General features: G+C 72.4%; 18 protein-coding genes, 1 tRNA gene and 1 other RNA gene. 7 read left to right on the top strand and 13 right to left on the bottom strand.

Features of this window, described 5'->3' with window-relative positions:
* The first annotated feature begins 61 nt into the window (after nucleotides 1-61).
* Nucleotides 62-910, top strand: a complete 849-nt coding sequence (gene panB, locus H9L09_RS01885) for a 3-methyl-2-oxobutanoate hydroxymethyltransferase (protein ID WP_187579104.1) — start codon at nucleotides 62-64, stop codon at nucleotides 908-910.
* A gap of 10 nt (nucleotides 911-920) precedes the next feature.
* Here panB and H9L09_RS01890 read toward each other — a convergent pair whose 3' ends face one another.
* Nucleotides 921-1,112 (bottom strand): hypothetical protein, encoded by a 192-nt coding sequence (locus H9L09_RS01890; protein ID WP_187579105.1) that lies wholly within the window; start codon nucleotides 1,110-1,112, stop codon nucleotides 921-923.
* Nucleotides 1,113-1,193: 81 nt separating this feature from the next.
* Here H9L09_RS01890 and map point away from each other — a divergent pair, with 81 nt between their 5' ends.
* On the top strand, nucleotides 1,194-2,042 hold the full coding sequence (gene map / locus H9L09_RS01895; protein WP_223164176.1) for a type I methionyl aminopeptidase: 849 nt from the start codon (nucleotides 1,194-1,196) through the stop codon (nucleotides 2,040-2,042).
* A 33-nt stretch (nucleotides 2,043-2,075) separates the two neighbouring features.
* Nucleotides 2,076-3,023 (top strand): NAD(P)H-dependent flavin oxidoreductase, encoded by a 948-nt coding sequence (locus tag H9L09_RS01900; RefSeq protein WP_187579106.1) that lies wholly within the window; start codon nucleotides 2,076-2,078, stop codon nucleotides 3,021-3,023.
* Here H9L09_RS01900 and H9L09_RS01905 read toward each other — a convergent pair.
* Entirely contained in the window at nucleotides 3,016-3,447 is a 432-nt protein-coding gene (locus tag H9L09_RS01905; protein ID WP_223164177.1) for a tetratricopeptide repeat protein, read from the bottom strand. The two genes, H9L09_RS01900 and H9L09_RS01905, sit on opposite strands and share 8 nt — an antisense overlap.
* A gap of 102 nt (nucleotides 3,448-3,549) precedes the next feature.
* Between H9L09_RS01905 and H9L09_RS01910 the strand changes: the two genes are divergently transcribed.
* Nucleotides 3,550-5,472, top strand: a complete 1,923-nt coding sequence (locus H9L09_RS01910) for a M3 family metallopeptidase (protein WP_187579107.1) — start codon at nucleotides 3,550-3,552, stop codon at nucleotides 5,470-5,472.
* A 52-nt stretch (nucleotides 5,473-5,524) separates the two neighbouring features.
* Nucleotides 5,525-5,689 carry a hypothetical protein gene (locus H9L09_RS01915; RefSeq protein WP_187579108.1) on the top strand — a complete coding sequence of 55 codons (165 nt, stop codon included), beginning with the start codon at nucleotides 5,525-5,527 and terminating at the stop codon, nucleotides 5,687-5,689.
* Nucleotides 5,690-5,719: 30 nt separating this feature from the next.
* Here the strand turns inward: H9L09_RS01915 and rnpB are convergent.
* Together rnpB and H9L09_RS01925 are read right to left on the bottom strand one after the other, a co-directional pair.
* Nucleotides 5,720-6,123: RNase P RNA component class A (rnpB, locus tag H9L09_RS01920), an RNA gene on the bottom strand.
* A gap of 20 nt (nucleotides 6,124-6,143) precedes the next feature.
* Nucleotides 6,144-7,577, bottom strand: coding sequence for an RNB domain-containing ribonuclease (locus H9L09_RS01925; RefSeq protein WP_187579109.1), 1,434 nt, complete (start codon nucleotides 7,575-7,577; stop codon nucleotides 6,144-6,146).
* Between the two features lie 78 nt (nucleotides 7,578-7,655).
* Here H9L09_RS01925 and yaaA point away from each other — a divergent pair, with 78 nt between their 5' ends.
* Nucleotides 7,656-8,435, top strand: a complete 780-nt coding sequence (yaaA, locus tag H9L09_RS01930; RefSeq protein ID WP_187579110.1) for a peroxide stress protein YaaA — start codon at nucleotides 7,656-7,658, stop codon at nucleotides 8,433-8,435.
* Between the two features lie 6 nt (nucleotides 8,436-8,441).
* On the opposite strand, the gene H9L09_RS01935 is transcribed toward yaaA, so the two are convergent.
* From H9L09_RS01935 to H9L09_RS21835, 8 genes are all read right to left on the bottom strand, one after another.
* Complete coding sequence (locus H9L09_RS01935; protein WP_187579111.1) at nucleotides 8,442-9,200, bottom strand: peptidylprolyl isomerase; 759 nt, start codon at nucleotides 9,198-9,200, stop codon at nucleotides 8,442-8,444.
* Between the two features lie 5 nt (nucleotides 9,201-9,205).
* Nucleotides 9,206-10,354, bottom strand: coding sequence for a bifunctional RNase H/acid phosphatase (locus H9L09_RS01940; RefSeq protein ID WP_187579112.1), 1,149 nt, complete (start codon nucleotides 10,352-10,354; stop codon nucleotides 9,206-9,208).
* On the bottom strand, nucleotides 10,354-11,097 hold the full coding sequence (locus tag H9L09_RS01945; protein WP_187580606.1) for a zinc ribbon domain-containing protein: 744 nt from the start codon (nucleotides 11,095-11,097) through the stop codon (nucleotides 10,354-10,356). Before H9L09_RS01945 ends, H9L09_RS01940 begins: the two co-directional genes overlap by 1 nt.
* Before the next feature lie 60 nt (nucleotides 11,098-11,157).
* On the bottom strand, nucleotides 11,158-11,985 hold the full coding sequence (locus H9L09_RS01950) for a Nif3-like dinuclear metal center hexameric protein (RefSeq protein ID WP_187579113.1): 828 nt from the start codon (nucleotides 11,983-11,985) through the stop codon (nucleotides 11,158-11,160).
* Between the two features lie 23 nt (nucleotides 11,986-12,008).
* Nucleotides 12,009-12,080: transfer RNA gene (locus H9L09_RS01955), tRNA-Val, on the bottom strand.
* A 322-nt stretch (nucleotides 12,081-12,402) separates the two neighbouring features.
* Nucleotides 12,403-12,855: a peroxiredoxin gene (locus tag H9L09_RS01960; RefSeq protein WP_187580607.1), complete on the bottom strand. Its 453-nt coding sequence runs from the start codon at nucleotides 12,853-12,855 to the stop codon at nucleotides 12,403-12,405.
* A 5-nt stretch (nucleotides 12,856-12,860) separates the two neighbouring features.
* The gene (locus H9L09_RS01965; protein WP_187579114.1) at nucleotides 12,861-14,489 is read right to left on the bottom strand and encodes an AMP-binding protein; all 1,629 of its coding nucleotides are present in this window, start codon (nucleotides 14,487-14,489) and stop codon (nucleotides 12,861-12,863) included.
* Nucleotides 14,490-14,518: 29 nt separating this feature from the next.
* Entirely contained in the window at nucleotides 14,519-14,953 is a 435-nt protein-coding gene (locus tag H9L09_RS21835) for a DUF3052 domain-containing protein (protein ID WP_281390810.1), read from the bottom strand.
* A 255-nt stretch (nucleotides 14,954-15,208) separates the two neighbouring features.
* Here H9L09_RS21835 and aceE point away from each other — a divergent pair, with 255 nt between their 5' ends.
* Nucleotides 15,209-17,995, top strand: a complete 2,787-nt coding sequence (gene aceE / locus H9L09_RS01975) for a pyruvate dehydrogenase (acetyl-transferring), homodimeric type (RefSeq protein WP_187579116.1) — start codon at nucleotides 15,209-15,211, stop codon at nucleotides 17,993-17,995.
* On the opposite strand, the gene H9L09_RS01980 is transcribed toward aceE, so the two are convergent.
* Nucleotides 17,996-18,943, bottom strand: coding sequence for an alpha/beta fold hydrolase (locus tag H9L09_RS01980; protein WP_246456206.1), 948 nt, complete (start codon nucleotides 18,941-18,943; stop codon nucleotides 17,996-17,998).
* Between the last annotated feature and the right edge of the window lie 37 nt (nucleotides 18,944-18,980).

Raw genomic sequence — 18,980 nt, forward strand, 5'->3', positions numbered from 1 at the left:
AGCCTGAGTGCTGGTCCGGGGACTCCAGCAGGGAGCCTCGAGAGCACAGTCCGGAGGACGCATGAGCGAGACGGCCGCCCCCTACGGCACCGGTCCGAGCACACCGGCCGCACCGGTGCGACGGGTCCGCACCCACCACCTGCGGGAGATGAAGCAGCGCGGCGAGAAGTTCGCGATGCTCACCGCCTACGAGCAGTACGCCGCGCAGACCTTCGACGAGGCCGGCATCCCGGTGCTGCTGGTCGGCGACTCGGCCTCCAACAACGTCTTCGGCAACGAGACCTCGCTGCCGGTCACGGTCGACGAGCTGATCCCACTGGTGCGGGCCGTCACCCGCTCCGCGCACCGGGCGCTGGTGGTCGCGGACCTGCCGTTCGGCTCCTACCAGGCCTCGCCGGAGCAGGCGTTCCACACCGCGGTCCGGTTCATGAAGGAGGCCAACGCCCACGCCGTGAAGCTGGAGGGCGGCACCGAGATGCTGCCGCAGGTGCGCAAGCTCACCGAGTCCGGCATCCCGGTGATGGCCCACATCGGGTTCACCCCGCAGTCCGAGCACACCCTCGGTGGCTACCGGGTGCAGGGCCGCGGCGACGCCGGCACCGCCCTGGTCGACTCCGCCCGGGCCCTGGAGGAGGCCGGCGCCTTCGCGGTGGTGATGGAGATGGTCCCCGGCGACCTCGCCGCGCAGGTGACCAAGCAGCTGACGATTCCCACCATCGGGATCGGAGCCGGACCGGCCTGCGACGGGCAGGTGCTCGTCTGGCAGGACGCGTTCGGCCTGCGCACCGGCCGGATGGCCAGGTTCGTCAAGCAGTACGCCGACCTGCACGGGGTGCTGCGCGACGCCGCCCGCGCGTACGCCGACGACGTGGCGGCCGGCACCTTCCCCGGCCCGGAGCACACCTTCTGACAGTGGGCGCTCAGTCCTCGAGCTGGTCGTCGCTCCAGTCCGGGTCGTGGTCCCACTCCTCGTTGCGCTCCTCCACCTTGTCGAGCGCGCGCGAGGCCTCGGCCTCGGTGGCGTAGGGGCCCAGCCGGTCGGCGTTGCGGCAGCCGTCCTCGCCCTCGACCGTGTGGTGCTTCAGGCAGAACCAGAACTGGTGCTCACTCATCGCACGCCTCCTCCGCTGTCGACCGGGTGCCCGGCGGCACAGCCGATCGTTCCCTGTGCCCCGGAAACTACACTCGGGGCCGTGACCGTGATCGCTCCTGCCTCCATCTCCCCGCGGCGCGTCGTGCCCGCGCACATCGAGCGTCCGGAGTACGTCGACCGGCCCGCCCCGACGCCGTACGACGGACCGGAGGTCAAGGACGCCGACACCATCGAGCGGATGCGGGTCGCCGGCCGGCTGGCCGCGCAGGCGCTGCAGCTGGTCGGCGAGCACGTCGCTCCCGGCGTCACCACCGACGAGCTGGACCGGGTCGGGCACGAGTTCCTCTGCGACCACGGCGCGTACCCCTCGACGCTCGGCTACCGCGGCTTCCCCAAGTCGCTGTGCACCAGCGTCAACGAGGTGATCTGCCACGGCATCCCCGACAGCCGGGTGGTCGAGGACGGCGACATCGTCAACGTGGACATCACCGCGTTCCTCGGCGGCGTGCACGGCGACACCAACGCCACCTTCCTCGCCGGCGAGGTCGACGAGGAGAGCCGGCTGCTGGTCGAGCGCACCGAGGAGGCCCTGCGCCGCGCGATCAAGGCGGTCCGGCCGGGCCGGCGGCTCAACGTGCTCGGCCGGGTGATCGAGTCCTACGCCAAGCGGTTCGGGTACGGCGTCGTCCGCGACTTCACCGGCCACGGCATCGGCACCGCCTTCCACTCCGGGCTGATCGTGCCGCACTACGACTCACCGCACTACGACGACATGATCGAGCCGGGCATGACCTTCACCATCGAGCCGATGCTGACGCTGGGCACCCACGAGTGGGACATGTGGCCCGACGACTGGACGGTGGTCACCAAGGACAAGAGCCGCAGCGCCCAGTTCGAGCACACGCTGCTGGTCACCGACAGCGGCGCCGAGGTACTCACCCTTCCCTGACCGGCCCCGCCCACCGCCCGAGGAGATCGCGACATGAACACCTGGTTGACCGCGACGCTCGGCATCGAGGTGCCGCTGGTGCAGGCGCCGATGGCGCGGGTCACCGACGGCCGCTTCGCCGCCGCCGTCTCCGCGGCGGGCGCGCTGGGCATGCTGGCGGTCGGTCCGGGCGCGACGGCCGACTGGGTCACCGAGCAGGCGGGGGCGGCGGCCTCGGCCGGCAGGCCCTTCGGCATCGGCCTGATGGCCTGGGCCCTCGAGCACGACCCGGCGCCGCTGCAGGCCGCCGCCGACAGCGACGCGGCGTTGGTGTCGGTGAGCTTCGGCGCCCTCGAGGAGCCGGTGCGCCGGCTCCGGGCGGCCGGCAAGCTGGTGAGCACCCAGGTCGGCAACCTGGAGGAGGCGCGGCGCGCGGAGTCCGCCGGCGTCGACCTGGTGGTGGCCCGCGGTGGCGAGGCCGGCGGCCACGGGCGCAACGACGTCGGCACCCTGCCGTTGCTGCAGATGGTGCTCGACGTCGTGACGGTGCCGGTCCTGGCCGCCGGCGGGGTCATGAACGCGCGCGGTCTGGCCGCGGTCCTCGCCGCGGGTGCTGCCGGGGCCTGGGCGGGCACCGCGTTCCTGACCTGCCGCGAGAGCGGGTTCCCGGCCGGGTCGCGAGCGCGGTTGGTCGCGGCCGGCGACACGGACACGGCGTACGGCCGGGTCTTCGACGTCGCGCAGCGCGCCGCCTGGCCGCGGGAGTACGGCGGCCGCGCCCTGCGCAACGCCTTCTTCCAGGCCTGGGTGGGGCGGGAGGACGAGCTCGCCGCGGACGTCGACGCGATGGAGCGCTACGCCGAGGCCTCGCGACGCGAGGACTACGACATTGCCGTGATCTACGCCGGCCAGGGTGCCGGGCTGCTCGACGAGGAGACCTGCGTGGCCGACGTCGTCGCGGAGTTCGCGCGCGCCGAGGAACTGCTGCGCCGGGTCAGGTGAGGTCGTCCAGGGAGCCCGAGGACTCCGCGAGCCGGCGCTCGACGCGCAGCACCCCGGCCTCGTGCTCGGCGTCGCCGGACATCACCGCGGCCAAGCGCAGGTGCGGCAGTGCCTCGGCGTAGCGCGACTGGCGCTCCAGCACCCGGCCGAGCGCGAACCTGGCCCAGACGTCGGTCGGGGACTGCTCGACCAGCTGGTGCAGGTCGGCCTCCGCCCGCCGGAGCTGGGCGCTCTTGAAGTAGGCCCAGGCGCGCAGGGTCCGCAGGCCGGTGGCCTCCGGCGCGTCCTGCAGCACGGGGTCGAGCAGCGCGATCGCCTCGAGCGGCGCGGAACCCTCGATCAGGCTCCAGGCGCGCTGGTAGGCGTCCGCGGGGTGGGTGTCGCCGGTGTGGTCAGGCGGCAGCTGGAACGGTGGCAAGCTCACGATTTCTCCCATCGCCTCCTCCAACGTACCGACTCCGCGTCTCATTCCGCTGCCTCTGCGACCCGGCGGTCGGACGACGGTGTGGACGGCTAGGGTGCGCGGGTGCGCCCCCTCGACCTCCCCGGCTCCCCCGACGGCTGGCTGCGGCTGCTCAGCGAGCGCTGCGACGACCAGCTCGACGACGTACGACGGACCCGGGAGCTGATCGCCTCCGGCCCGGCCGACCCGGACACCACCCTGGAGCGCTGGAACGACATCGCGACCGGGCTGCTGAACGCCACCACGGCGGCCGGCCTGCTCTCGCAGGCGCATCCGGAGCAGGCGGTGCGCGAGCGCGCCGAGCTGGCCGAGCAGGCCGCCTCGACGCTCTCCAGCGAGATCCGGCTGGACCGCCGGGTCTACGACGCGCTGGCCGCCGTCGACCCCGACGGTCTCGACCCGACCGCACGCCGGATGCTCGAGATGACGCTGCGGGACTTCCGGCGGGCCGGGGTCGACCTCGACGAGCAGACCCGGGACCGGCTGCAGGAGCTGACCGACCGGGAGACCGCGCTGAGCCAGGCCTACGAGCGCACGGTGAACGACGACGTCCGCACCGTGACCCTGCGACCGCACCAGCTCGACGGGCTGCCCGCCGACTACCTCGAGGGGCACCCCGCCGAGCCCGACGGCGCCGTGGTGCTCACCACCGACTACCCCGACGTCTTCCCGGTGCGGACCTTCGCCCGCGACCCGGAGGCCCGGCGGGCGGTGCTCGCCGAGTTCGACCGGCGCGGGTGGCCCGCCAACGAGCAGGTGCTGCACGAGCTCCTCCGGATCCGCGCCGAGCGGGCCCGGCTGCTCGGCTACCCGGACTGGCCGGACTACGACGCCGAGGTCAAGATGATCGGCTCGGGCACGGCGATCGCTGCCTTCATCGACCGGCTCGACGCCGCGGTGCAGCCGGCCGCGCGCGCCGAGGTCGAGCAGCTGCGGGCCCGTCAGCTGGACGACCAGCCCGACGCCGCCGAGTTCGCCTGGTCCGACCTCGGCTTCTACGTCGAGGCGGTGCGCCGCGAGCGGTTCGGCGTGGACGCCGAGCAGGTCCGCGGCTACTTCGACTTCGCCGCGGTGCACCGGGGGCTGCTCGAGGTCACCGGACGCCTGTTCGGCCTGGAGTACGTCGCGGTCGAGGAGCCTGCCTGGCACGCCGAGGTGACGACGTACGACGTGCTCGACGCCCGCGACGGAGGCCGGCTGGTCGGCCGGATCCACCTCGACCTGCACCCGCGGGCCGGGAAGTTCAAGCACGCCGCGCACTTCCCGCTGGTCAAGGGCCTGGCCGGGCGGCAGCTGCCGCAGAGCGCGTTGCTGTGCAACCTGCCCCGCGGCCTGATGGGCCACGACGACGTGGTGACGCTGTTCCACGAGTTCGGGCACCTGATCCATGCCCTGCTCGGCGGCGGCCAGCAGTGGGCCCGCTTCTCCGGGGTGGCGACCGAGCGCGACTTCATCGAGGCGCCCTCGCAGATGCTCGAGGAGTGGGCCTGGGACCACCGGGTGCTCAGCGGGTTCGCCCGCGGCTCCGACGGCGAGCCGATCCCCGCGGACCTGGTGGAGCGGATGCGGGCCGCGCAGGCGTTCGGCCGGGCCAGCATGCTGTCGGTCCAGGTGGCCTACACAGCGATGTCCTACGGCCTGCACGCCGACGTCCCCGACGACCTGTCGGCCTACGTCGAGGGGCTCCTGGAGCGCTACCTGCCCTTCGCGCAGCTTCCGGACACCTACAAGCACGCCTCGTTCGGCCACCTGGCCGACCCCGGCTACTCCTCGGCGTACTACACCTACCTGTGGAGCCTCGTGCTGGCCAAGGACCTGTTCTCCGGCTTCGACCACTCCGACCTCTTCGACGCCGAGATCGCCCGCCGCTACCGGGACCGGGTGCTGGCGCCGGGCGGCAGCGTCGCCGCCGCCGACCTGGTGGAGGGGTTCCTGGGCCGGCCGACCAGCACCGACGCGTTCGACCGCTGGCTCGCAGGCTCCTGAGGGTCCGCCGCGTCGCACGGGCGACCGGCCCGGCGGCGTGCGACTCTGTGGCATGAGAATTCATGTGTTCACCCCCGGCGAAGAGGACCAGGGCGAGTGGCAGGTGGACGCGTACAGCATCGAGGGCGGGGCCCTGCGGCTCTTCGACACCGACGGCGACGAGATCGCCGCCTACTCCCCGACCGGCTGGACGCACCTGCGCGTGATCGAGCGCTGAGCCTGCGTCCGCACCGGAGAGCCAGGGCGAGGGATGAGCTGGCCTGTAGGCCGGGTTCTGTCTCCGCGCGCCTCGCGGCGCCACGGTCGGCGACCATCCATCTAGGGCTGCCGTTGCCGACAGCCTCGTGCGGTCTACCCGCGGACTCGGGCGGGCCGCCCTCGAACGTCCGCGCGGACGACGGTCCGCAGACCCTCGTCCTTCTTGACCTTGCTCCTGGTGGGGTTTACCGAGCCGCTCCGGTCACCCGGTGCGCTGGTGGTCTCTTACACCACCGTTTCACCCTTACCGCTCCTGCCGAGGCAGTCACGGCGGTCTGTTCTCTGTGGCACTTTCCCGCGGGTCACCCCGGGTGGGTGTTACCCACCACCTTGCCCTGTGGAGCCCGGACCTTCCTCGAGGAGTCTCCTCCACGCGGTCGCCCGGCCAGCTCATCCGCGGCCAGTCTAGCCGCTCAGGCGAGCTCGAAGCGGACGGTACGGCGGCCGGGGTCGGCCTCCACGAGCCGGACCGAGACGTCGGTGCCCAGCGGCAGCGCGGCCGCCCCGGTCACCCGGGCCTCGACCGCGGGCTCGGCGACGACGACGTCGCCCTGCGTCGCGTCCTTCTCCTCGACGGCCACGATCACCCCGTCGAACGCCGAGCCGACGTACGGCTGCAGCACGGTCGCCTCGACCAGGTTCAGCAGCGCCTTCTCGTAGGCGTTCGCCCGGCGGGCCGCCTCCTGCATGGTGTCCGGCAGCTCGCGCAGCCGGGCGAGCACCCACTCCGGCACCTCCTCGCCGGCGCAGAGCGCCACGCAGACCTCGCCGGCGTAGCGGTCGGCCAGCCGGCGCAGGGGCGCGGTGACGTGGGCGTACTCCGAGGCCAGCGCCGAGTGCTCAGGCTGGGCCGGCACCTCGCCGTCGAAGCCGACGTAGCCGGAGCCGCGCAGCAGCCGGGTGCAGGCCAGCACCATCGCGGCGTGGTTCGGCAGCGCCGGGTCCAGCGACCGGATGAAGTCGGGGTAGAGCTGCTCGGCCGGCCAGTCGATGTGCAGCGCCTTCGCGGTGCGGTGCAGCCGCTGCACGTCGCGCGGGTCCGGCGGCGGCAGCGTCCTCAGCAGACCGACCCGGGCGTAGACCATCAGCGACGCTCCGGCCATCCCGGTGAGCAGCGACAGCTGGGCGTTCCACTCCTCGACCGGCGACATCTGCCGGAACTCCAGGGTCCAGCGCGAGCCGTCGACGACGATGTCCTGCTCGGGCAGCGGCAGCGACACCCCGCCGCGGGCGGCCTCGCGCCGCTGCCGCAGCTCGCCGACCTCCTTCAGCAGTGCGAACACCGGGTCGGCCGTGCCGGCCTCGAGCTGGGCCTGCACGCCGGCGTAGTCGAGCTGGGCGCGGCTGCGCACCAGCGCCCGGCGTACGTCGACGTCGGTGCCCTCGCCGGTGGCGTCGACCTTGATCGTCCACAGCAGCGCCGGCCGCACCTGGTCGGGCAGCAGCGACGCCGCCCCCTCCGAGAGCACCGGCGGGTGCAGCGGCACCTTGGAGTCCGCGCCGTAGAGCGTCTCGCCGCGCCGGTGCGCCTCGAGGTCGACCGGGTCGCCGGGGCTGACGAACGCGGCCACGTCGGCGATCGCGTAGTGCACGACGTAGCCGTCGCCGTCGCGCTCGAGGTGCAGCGCCTGGTCGAGGTCGCGGGCGCCCTCCGGGTCCAGGGTGAGGAACGGGATGTCGGTCCGGTCCAGCTCCGGCAGCCGCGGCTGCTGGGCGGCCTTCTCGGCGGCCTCGAGCACGTCCGGCGGGAAGTCGGGACTGACCCCGAGCTCCGCCTGGACGGTGGCGATGCCGCTGCGCAGCGCCTCCCCGTCCGCGTGCAGGACCCGCACCACTCGCCTGGGCATGCCCGATCACACCTTCCCGCGTCGTCCCGCACCGGCGTGCCGGACCGCCAGCATAGGGCGGGCCCTAGGGTGAGCGCCGTGCTGATCCTGCTGCCGCCCTCGGAGGGCAAGACCGCGCCCCGCCGGGGCCTGCCCCTGGAGCTCTCCGCGCTGTCGCTGCCGGTGCTCACCGCCCCCCGGAGCACCGTCCTCGAGACACTGGTGGCGCTGTGCCGCGACCAGCCCGAGCGGGCGGCCCAGGTGCTCGGCCTGGGCAGCACCCAGGCCGACGAGGTGCGCCGCGACGCGGCACTGCCCGGGGCGCCGACGGCACGGGCCGACCGGGTCTACTCCGGCGTCCTCTACGAGGCGCTGGACCTGCCGTCGCTGCAGGGTGCGGCGAAGCGGCGCGCGACCTCCTGGCTCGCGGTCACCTCGGGGCTGTTCGGGCTGGTCCGCCCGGGCGACCGGATCCCGGCGTACCGGCTCTCCGGCGACGTGACGCTGCCCGGCGTCGGCCCGGTGGCGACCTGGTGGAACCGGCACCTCTCCCCCGCGGTGCTGGAGGCGGCCGGCAGCGGGCTCGTCGTCGACCTCCGCTCGTCGACGTACGCCTCGTTCTGGCGGCCCGACGCCGACACCGCCGGGCGCGTGGTGACGCTGCGGGTGCTGCACGAGGTGGACGGCAGCCGCAAGGTCGTCTCCCACTTCAACAAGGCCACCAAGGGCCGGATCGTGCGGGCGCTGCTGGAGGACGGTACGGCGGCGCGCACGCCGCGCCGGTTCGCCGAGCAGCTGCGCGACCTCGGCTGGACGGTCGAGGAGGGGCCGGCCGGGAAGGCCGGCACCCGCCTCGACGTGGTCGTCGCCGAGCTCTGACCCGGCTCAGCCCTTCTTCTCGACGCTGACGTCGAGGATGCTGATCGGCTGCAGCGGCGCGGTCCCGTCGGCCGGGTCGACGCCGGCCTTCGCGATCCGGTCGACGATGTCCATGCCCTCCACCACGCGGCCGAAGATCGAGTAGCCGGTCGGGTCGGGGATCTGCGAGTCCTGGTAGACGATGAAGAACTGGCCGCCGTTGGAGGCCGGGTCGGTGGTCCGCGCCATCGCCAGCGTGCCGCGCGGGTAGCTGCCGTCGGCGGGGGCGTTCTCGACGCCGTAGCCGTAGCCGGGGTCGCCCGAGCCGGTGCCGGTCGGGTCGCCGCACTGGAGCACGAAGATGCCCGAGTCGGTCAGCCGGTGGCAGGCGCTGTCGTCCCAGTAGCCCTTGTCGGCCAGGAACAGGAACGAGGACACGGTCTGCGGGGCCTTGTCGCCGTAGAGCTCGACGACGATCGGGCCGCAGCTGGTCGACAGCGTCGCGGTCCACACGCTGTCCTGCGCGAGCGAGGGGTCCGGCGCGGTGTCGAACTGCTGCGGCAAGGCCGGCGGCGACGGCGGGTCGATGCACTGCCCGGGCGGGATCGAGGGCAGCGCCGCGGCGCCGCCGGTCTCGGTCGCCGAGCCCGCGTCGTCGCCGGTGAGGGCGGCGGCGAGCACCAGCCCGCCGATCACCAGCAGCACCGCGAGGGCGGCGACGGCGATCACCAGGCCGCGGTTGCCGCGGGCAGGCCGGGAGGGAGTGGTGGTGCGTGAGGAGGGCATGCGGGTCATCTTCCTAGGAAGGCGGTCTCCATCGGGCGGGCGTTGAACATCCGCATCGAGGCGCGACCGTCGGCGTACCAGGAGATGACGGTCACCGACGCCGGAGCGAGCTCCATCCGGAACAACGACTCGAGCGGTGCGTCCAGCGCGAGCCGGACGAGGATCTTGATCGGCGTGACGTGCGAGACGGCCAGCACGGTCTTGCCGGGGTGGGCGGCGATCAACCGGTCCCGGGTCCGGCGGACCCTGCGGTCGACGGCCTGGAACGACTCGCCGCCGCCGGTGGGGGCGACGTCCAGCCCGCCCAGCCAGGCCTCGAGGTCGTCGGGGTGGCGGTCCTTGACCTCGGCGAAGGTCAGCCCGTCCCAGGTGCCGAAGGCGGCCTCGGCCAGACCGTCCTCGACCTCGGCGCGGTGGCCCAGGATCTCGGCGACGATCTCCGCGGTCTCCCGGGTGCGGCGCAGCGGCGAGGAGACCACGACGTCGATCTCCTCGGCCAGCGGCGCCAGCCACTCCGCGGTGGCGCGCACCTGCGCGCGGCCGTCGGCGTTCAGCCCCGGGTCGTCGCCGCCGTGGCCGCTGAACCGCTTCTCCCGGGTGTGCTCGGTCTCGCCGTGCCGGACCAGGATCAGCGTGGTCGGCGTGCCCGGGTCGCCGCTCCAGCCCAGCCGGGGCGGGGCCTGCTCCGAGGCGGCGGCCGGCGGGGCAGCCCGCTTCACCGGCTTGCCGGCCTGGGTGTCCAGCGCCTCGTTGAGGATCCGGTCGGCGTACTTGTTCTTCTCCCGCGGGATCCAGGTGTACGTCGTCGCGGGCGGAGCCAGCCGGCTGGCCGCCATCGCCAGCGGCTTCATGTCCGGGTGCTTGATCTTCCAGCGACCCGACATCTGCTCGACGACCAGCTTGGAGTCCATCCGGACCTCGAGCTCGGCCTCCGGGGTGTGCTCGTTGTAGAGCTCCAGGCCGGCGATCAGGCCGCGGTACTCGGCGACGTTGTTGGTCGCGACCCCGATGCACTCGGCCCGCTCGGCGATCGCCTCGCCGGTGGCCGCGTCGAAGAGCACGGCGCCGTAGGCGGCGTCGCCGGGGTTGCCGCGCGAGCCGCCGTCGGCCTCGATGACGACGCGCGGGTGCGCCGCAGCACTGCCGCCGGACATCAGATGCCGGACTCGGAGGTGCGCACCAGGATCCGGTTGCACTCCTCGCAGCGCAGCACCTCGTCCGTGGCCGCCTTCGCGATCGAGCCGAGGTCGGACGCGGTGAGCTCGAGGCTGCAGCCCTCGCAGCGGCGGGCGCGCAGCCGTGCCGCCGCCACGCCGCCCTTCTGGGTGCGGATCCGCTCGTAGAGGCTCAGCAGGTCCTCGGGCAGGCCGTCGGCGGCGGTCTTCCGCTGCGCGATCGCCGCAGCCAGCTCGGTCTCGATCCCCTGCGCCTTCTCCGTGCGGCTGGCGGAGAGCTCGGCTGCCGTCGCGTCGAGCTCGGCCAGCCGGCCCTGCAGCGCGTCGTACTCGTTCTGGGTCTGCTCGAGCTCCTCCATCACCTCGAGCTCGGCGTCCTCCAGCGCGGAGATCCGCCGGCCCAGCGAGACGAGCTCGCTCTGCATCCGCTCGAGGTCCTTGGGGTTGCTGACCAGGCCGGCGTCCATGCGCTGCTGGTCGCGGGTCAGCCGGGTCTTCACCTGCTCCACGTCGGCGTCGGCCTTGCGCTGCTCGCGGGTCAGGTCCTCGAGGTGGATCCGCACGTCGCGGGCGCGGTCGTCCATCTCCCGGCGCTCGGTCGCGATCGCGGCGAGCTGCTGGGTCTCCTCGAGGTGCGCGAGCCGGTGCCGGAGCTGGTCGCACCGGGAGTCGAGCTCCTGGACGTCGAGCAGCTTCAGCTGGGCGAAGGCGTCGGCTTTCAGGGTGTGCTCCTGGGCGTTCGATGGTGCGGGGACAACGTCGGGGACAACAACTGGCGCCGTTCAGGTTACTCGGAACGACCACGGGTCGGTGACCAGCGTGCTGACCCGGGTCTCCAGGCTCGTGCCGCTGCCGGCGAGCGCCTCGACGATCCTGCTCTCGACCACCGGCAGCCAGGTCCACTCCGCGGCCCAGTGCGCGACGTCGACCAGCGCGGCCCGGCCGTGCTCGAGGAACTCACCGGCCCGGTGGTGCCGCAGGTCGGAGGTCAGGTAGACGTCGGCGTCGAGCCCGAGCACCGTGTCCAGCAGGAAGTCGCCGGAGCCGCTGCCGACCACGACGGTGCGCACCGGCCGGTCCGGGTCCCCCGCCACCCGCACCCCGTGCGCGGTCGCGGGCAGCGCCCGGGCGACCCGCTCCGCGAAGCCCCGCAAGGTGGTCGGCTCGGCGAGCCGGCCGATCCGGCCGTGGCCGCGGCTGGCGGCCGGCCCGGCGTCGTCGGCGAGCTCGACGACGGCCGGGTCGACGATCCCGACGGCGCGCGCCAGCGCCTCGTTGACCCCGTGCTCGGGGACGTCGGCGTTCGTGTGGGCGGTGAACAGCGCGGTGCCCTGCCGCACCAGCCGGTGCAGGACCCGCCCCTTGGGGGTGGTCGTCGCGACCGAGTGCACCCCGGTGAGCAGCAGCGGGTGGTGGACCAGCAGCAGGTCGGCGCCCCACTCGGCCGCCTCGGCGACCACCTCGGGCGCGGGGTCGACCGCGAGCAGGACCTTGCCGACCGGCTGCTCGGGGTCGCCGCAGACCAGGCCGACGGCGTCCCAGGACTCCGCCCAGCGCGGGTTGTACCAGGTGTCGAGCAGGGCGACGAGCTCGTGCAGCGGGACCGGCATGGCCGAAACCCTAGCCAGAACGGTGGGCGCAGTAGGGATCGAACCTACGACCGCTGGTTTGTAAGACCAGTGCTCTACCGCTGAGCTATACGCCCGCTCGGCCGCTGTGGCCGGGAGCAGACTACGCGAGCCGTCGGGACGCCGGACAAAAGGCTCCGGGCATGCGTACGGCCGCTGGCGTCTCGGGTCACCAGCGGCCGTAGCAATGACTATTCAACTACCCCGCGCAAGGCCTGTCACATGTTTGGCCGGAATCCCGGGATTCTTTACCTAGCAGCCCCGCCTGAACCGCCGAGTCGGCGCATCTGCAGGCCCGAACAGCGTCGAGTCGGCGCATCTGCAGGCCCGAACAGCGTCGAGTCGGCGCATCTGCAGGTCTGGACCGCTGCAGATGCGCCGACTCGGCGGTCAGGGTGGTCAGGGGAGGGTGTCGAGCACCCGGAGCTGCTCGGCCAGGTCACGCGCCTCGGGCATCGCGTTGTGCACCGACCAGCGGACCACCCCGGCGCGGTCGATCACGAAGCTGGAGCGACGCGCACACCCGTTCACCTCGTCGAAGACGCCGTAGGCCGCGGCGACGGCGCCGTGCGGCCAGAAGTCGGAGAGCAGCGGAAAGGTCAGCCCGTCGCGGTCCGCGAAGGCCCGCAGCGTGAACATCGGGTCGCACGAGACCGCCAGCAGCTGGACCCGGTCGGACTCGAACGCGGGCTGCTGCTCCCGGACCTCGTGCAGCTCGCCGGTGCAGACCCGGCTGAACGCGTAGGGGTAGAACATCAGCACGACGGCCTTCCCCCGGTACGACGAGAGCCGCACCGGCTGACCGTGCTGGTCGCGCAGCTCGAAGTCGGGGGCCGGGTGGCCGGTCTCCATCGCGCTCACGCGTCCGGACCGGCCTCGGCCAGCTCGCGCTTGAGGATCTTGCCGGTGGCGTTGCGCGGCAGCTCGTCGACGAAGACCACCTCGCGCGGCACCTTGTAGCGGGCCAGGTGCGCCTTGACGTGACCCTTCAGCGCCTCCTCGTCGACCGACCCGCCCTCCCGTCGTACGACGAACGCGCGCAGCCGCTTGCCGAAGTCCTGGTCGTCGACACCGATGCACGCCACCTCGACGACCTCGTCGTGACGCGCCAGGCAGTCCTCGACCTCCTGGGGGAAGACGTTCTCCCCGCCGGAGACGATCATGTCGTCGTCGCGGCCCTCGACGAACAGCCGGCCCTCGGCGTCGAAGCGGCCCACGTCGCCGGTGGCCATCAGCCCGTCCACGACGTCCTTGCTGCCGCCGCCGGTGTAGCCCTCGAAGAGCAGGGTGTTGCCGACGAAGATCCGGCCCGGCTCTCCCGGCGGCACCTCGTCGCCCTCCTCGTCGAGGATCTTCACGACCGTCGCGTACGGCGCCCGGCCGGCGGTGCCGGGCGCGGCGCGGAGGTCGCGCGGCTGGGCGACGGTGGCGTAGGCCACCTCGGTGGAGCCGTAGATGTTGTAGAGCGTGTCGCCGAACTGGTCCATCCAGGACACGCCGAGGTCGCCGGGGAGGGCCGACCCGGAGGCGGCGACCACCTTCACCTTCGACAGGTCGTAGGAGTCGAGCACCTCCTGCGGGAGCTGGAGGATCCGCTGCAGCATCACCGGGATGACGACCAGCGAGTCGCACCCGTGCTCGGTGACCGCGCGCAGGCAGTCCTCGGGCTCGAAGCGGCGGCGCAGCACCATCGTGGAGCCGAGCAGCATCGCCAGCGCCCAGTGCGCCCAGCCCCAGGTGTGGAACAGCGGCGCCGCGATGTGGGTGCGCCAGCCACGGCGCAACGGCAGCCGCGACAGCAGCGCGACCGCCGCGTCGACGCCGGCCTCGCTGCGGGGCGCTCCCTTCGGCGTGCCGGTGGTCCCGGAGGTCAGGATGATCACCCGGCTGGGCCGCGGCGGCGGGTGGTGGTCCTCACGCGAACCGGCGGCGATCAGCTGATCGAGGGTGTCGGCGTCGCTGCGCTCCCCGTCGGTCCAACCGAGCACCGGGCGGATGTCCTCGGCCGCGTCGAGCAGCCCGCTGAACTCCTCGTCGTGCACGACCAGCGCCGGCTTCTCCCGCTCGAGCACCTCCACCAGCTGCGGTCCGGCGAAGGCGGTGTTGAGGTAGAGCAGGTCCGCACCGACCTTGGCGGCGGCGATGCTCGCGTCGACGAAGCCGCGGTGGTTGCGGCACATGATCGCGATCCCGTCGCCGGCGGCGACGCCGAGCGACTTGAACGAGTCGGCCAGCGCGTTGCTGCGCTCGTGCAGCTCGCGGAAGGTCAGCTCGCCGAGCTCGTCGACCAGCGCCACCTGGTGCGGCGCGCGCTGGGCCATCGTGGTGAAGCCGCCGGCCGGACCGGTCCCCCACGTCACCAGGGTGCGGGCCAGCCGGGCGAGCACCTGCGGCGGGTAGGGGCGAATCACCCCGGCCGAGGTCAGCACGCGCAGCGACACGAGCTGCTGGCCGACCAGGGCAGGGGCCCGGCGTACGTCGATCACGAGTACTCTGGACTTCTGCGGGCGACGGATCAGCGTGCCGTCTTGGGGGCCACCAGCCGGGTCGCGGTCCAGTCCTTGCTGACCGCTGCGGTGGTGGTGGTCGACAGACCGGCCACCTGGGAGGCCTCGGCGATGTCGGCCGGGTCCACGCTGCTGGGGCGTCCGACCTTGGGGGTGAGCAGCCAGATCACCCCGCCGCTGACGAGATCGGTCAGGGAGTCGACGAGACCGTCCACGAGATCGCCGTCGCCGTCCCGCCACCACATCAGGACGGCTTCGACCACGTTGCCGTAGTCGCCGTCGACCAGGTCACCGTCGACGGTGTCCTCGATGGCGACGCGGAGGTCGTCGTCGACGTCCTCGTCCCACCCGAGCTCCTGGACGACCATGCCTGCGGTCAGTCCGAGGCGATCGCCTGCGGTCTGGGTGGCGGCACCTTCCGGGCCACCCGAGGTCGCGCTCAACCTGACTCCTCCGTCCGTTCGCACCCGTGCAGGGTACGTGTCTGATCGTGCCTTGCGCGTAGTCCACCTGATGTGGCCCTCGGGCGCAAGGCTGCGCCACGGTTCGGCGGCTACTGGAGGGTAAATACCGTCGCCGGGCATCGCGTGACACGATGACAAGCGGAGGACCCCGTAATCCGGCGGTGCTCCGGGGGCCCCGTGACGGGACACCTGGGACGAGACCGTGGACAACGCGAGTGCGAGAGCAGAGGGATCGTGGCAACAGGCGCTGAGAAGAACCCGGGCAAGGTCGTCGGCCGGCCGGCCGTCATCCACGAGGGGCTGCCGACCCAGCTTCCCGACATCGATCCGGACGAGACGCTGGAGTGGCTCGCCTCGTTCGACGGGATGGTCGACGAGCGGGGCCGCGAGAGGGCCCGCTACGTGATGCTGCGGCTCCTCGAAAGGGCGCGCGAGAAGCAGGTCGGCGTGCCGGCGCTGCGCTCCACCGACTACATCAACACGATCCCGCCCGAGCGCGAGCCGTGGTTCCCCGGCGACGAGGACGTCGAGCGCCGGATCCGCGCGTTCATCCGCTGGAACGCCGCGGCGATGGTGTCGGCGGCGAACCGCAAGGGACTCGAGGTCGGTGGCCACATCGCCACCTACCAGTCCTCCGCCTCGCTCTACGAGGTCGGCTTCAACCACTTCTTCCGCGGCAAGGACCACCCCGGCGGCGGCGACCAGGTCTACATCCAGGGCCACGCCTCCCCCGGCATCTACGCCCGGGCGTTCCTCGAGGGCCGGCTCACCGAGACCCAGCTCTCCCGGTTCCGCCAGGAGGTGCAGCACGGCGTCGGGCAGGGCCTCTCGTCGTACCCGCACCCGCGCCTGATGCCGGACTTCTGGGAGTTCCCGACGGTCTCGATGGGCCTGACCGCCCTCAACGCGATCTACCAGGCACGGTTCAACCGCTACCTGCACAACCGCGGGATCAAGGACACCAGCCAGCAGCAGGTCTGGGCCTTCCTCGGCGACGGCGAGATGGGCGAGCCGGAGTCGCTGGGCGCGATCGGCCTGGCCGCCCGCGAGGAGCTCGACAACCTCAACTTCGTCGTCAACTGCAACCTGCAGCAGCTCGACGGCCCGGTGCGCGGCAACGGCAAGATCATCCAGGAGCTCGAGGCGATCTTCCGCGGCGCCGGCTGGAACGTCATCAAGGTCGTCTGGGGCCGCGAGTGGGACGACCTGCTCGCCCGCGACGTCGACGGCGTGCTGGTGAACCAGATGAACACCACCCCCGACGGCCAGTTCCAGACCTACTCGGTCGAGACCGGCGACTACATCCGCGAGAACTTCTTCGGCGGCGACCCGCGGCTGCGCAAGATGGTCGAGCACATGTCCGACGAGCAGATCGTCAAGCTGCCCCGCGGCGGTCACGACTACCGCAAGGTGTACGGCGCCTTCGACGCCGCCTCCAAGCACGTCGGCCAGCCGACCGTGATCCTGGCCAAGACCATCAAGGGCTGGACGATCGACGCCCTCGAGGGTCGCAACGCCACGCACCAGATGAAGAAGCTGACCAAGGACGACCTGAAGAAGTTCCGCGACCGGCTGCACCTGCCGATCAGCGACAAGCAGATCGACGACTCCGAGGTCGCGCCGTTCTACCACCCGGGCCCGGACTCCCCCGAGATCGAGTACATGATGGAGCGTCGTCGCCAGCTCGGCGGCTCGCTCCCCCGGCGAGTCGTCCGCGCGACGCCGCTGAAGCTGCCCGGCGACGAGATGTACTCAGAGCTCAAGCAGGGCTCGGGCAAGCAGGCGATCGCCACCACGATGGCGCTCGTGCGGCTGCTGCGCGACCTGATGAAGGACAAGGAGATCGGCAGCCGGATCGTGCCGGACGAGTACCGCACGTTCGGCATGGACTCGATGTTCCCGACCGCCAAGGTGTACAACCCGGGCGGCCAGACCTACGAGTCGGTCGACCGCAAGCTGCTGCTCTCCTACAAGGAGTCGGCGCAGGGCCAGATGCTGCACGAGGGCATCTCCGAGGCCGGTGCGGTGGCCTCCGCCACGGCCGCCGGGTCGACGTACTCCACGCACGGCGAGCACATGATCCCGTTCTACCTCTTCTACTCGATGTTCGGCTTCCAGCGCACCGGTGACTCGATCTGGGCGATGGCCGACCAGCTGGCCCGCGGCTTCCTGATCGGCGCCACGGCGGGCCGCACCACGCTGACCGGTGAGGGCCTGCAGCACGCCGACGGTCACTCCCCGCTGCTGGCGGCGACCAACCCGGCGGTCGTCCACTACGACCCGGCGCTGGCCTACGAGGTCAGCCACATCGTCCAGGACGGCCTGCGGCGGATGTACGGCTCGACCGAGGAGAACCCGAACGGGGAGCCGGTCATCTACTACATCACCGTCTACAACGAGCCGATCGTGATGCCCAAGGAGCCGGAGAACCTCGACGTCGAGGGTCTGCTCCGTGGCCTCTACCACGTGACGGTGCCCCCGGAGGTGCACGGCGACGGCGGCAACCCGCCGCGGGTGCAGCTGCTCGCGTCCGGTGTCGGCTTCGCCTGGGTCCAGGAGGCGCAGCGGCTGCTCGCCGAGGAGTGGGGCGTGGCTGCCGACGTCTGGTCGGTCACCTCGTGGAACGAGCTGGCGCGCGACGCGGTGGCCGTCGAGGAGTGGAACCTGCTGCACCCCTCCGAGAGCCCGAAGGTCCCCTACGTCACCGACAAGCTCAAGCACGCCGAGGGCCCGATCGTGGCGGTCAGCGACTTCATGCGCGCCGTCCCGAACCAGATCGCCAAGTGGGTCCCCGGTGACTACCACGCTCTCGGCACCGACGGGTTCGGCTTCGCCGACACCCGGCCGGCGGCCCGGCGCTACTTCCACGTCGACGCGCAGTCGGTCGTGGTGCAGGCGCTGGCGGCGCTGGCCGACCGCGGCGAGGTCAAGCGTGAGGTCGTGCAGGAGGCCTTCGACAAGTACCGCATCGACGACCCGACGGCCGTCCGCGGAGTCAAGCAGGAGGGCGGCGACGCCTGATCAGGCGATGTCCTCTGCCTGCAGCGAGGCGACCGCTGCAGGCAGGGGCGTCTGCTTGCCGTTCTTGAGCAGGTTGCGCCAGCGGCCGCGGTGGTAGGCCGCCGGCTCGGTGGTGCGGATGAAGTCGTTGACGATCTTCACGAAGCGCTGCGGGTGGTCCTTGTGCGGGAAGTGGCCGGCGTTGCGGATCACCTCGACCGTCGCGCCCGGTGCGATCTGGGCGGCGACGCCGGCGTGCCGCACCGGGATCACCGAGTCCTGGGCCCCCCAGATCACCAGCATCGGCATCGCCTGGGTGAGGTAGGCACGGTCCACCATCGTCACGACCTGGCCGCGCCAGTCCACGACGGCCCGGACCACGTGGCGGATGGCGGCGCGCGCCTGCGGGTCCTTGAAGGACTCCAGGATCTCGGCGACCTCGTCCAGGTCCCGGGCCTTGGACAGGCCGCTGGCGGCCAGCGTCCGCAGCCCCGCCCGGCCGAGGTGCCGCACCCCCGGCAGGGTCAGCACGCTCAGCGCGTGCCCGGAGCCGGGCAGCGTGATCGCCCGGATCGCGGGGCTCACCTCCGGCCCCAGTCCGCCCGGGGCGACCAGGATCATCCGCTCGGTGCGCTCGGGGAACTGGTAGCCGAACTGCATCGCGACCCCACCGCCGAGGCTGTGGCCGACGACCGTGACCTTGTCCACGCCGAGCACCGTCAGCAGGTCGCGCATGCCGTTGGCGTAGCCGCCGACGCTGTAGTCCGCCCGCGGCTTGGCCGAGCGGCCGTGACCGAGCAGGTCCGGGGCGATCACCGTGTAGCGCCGGGCCAGCGCCCGGATCACCGGCAGCCAGGTGGTGTGGTCGCAGCCGAGACCGTGCAGCAGCAGGACCGCGGGGCCCTGGCCCATCTTGACGAAGGCTCGCCGGTGCCCGTGGATGGTGAGGTACTGGACCTCCGGGCTCATGACCATGGGTGCTCCTCGCCGGGCGTAGGGGCGACTG

Source organism: Nocardioides mesophilus (assembly GCF_014395785.1).
Classification (GTDB): Bacteria; Actinomycetota; Actinomycetes; order Propionibacteriales; family Nocardioidaceae; genus Nocardioides_B; species Nocardioides_B mesophilus.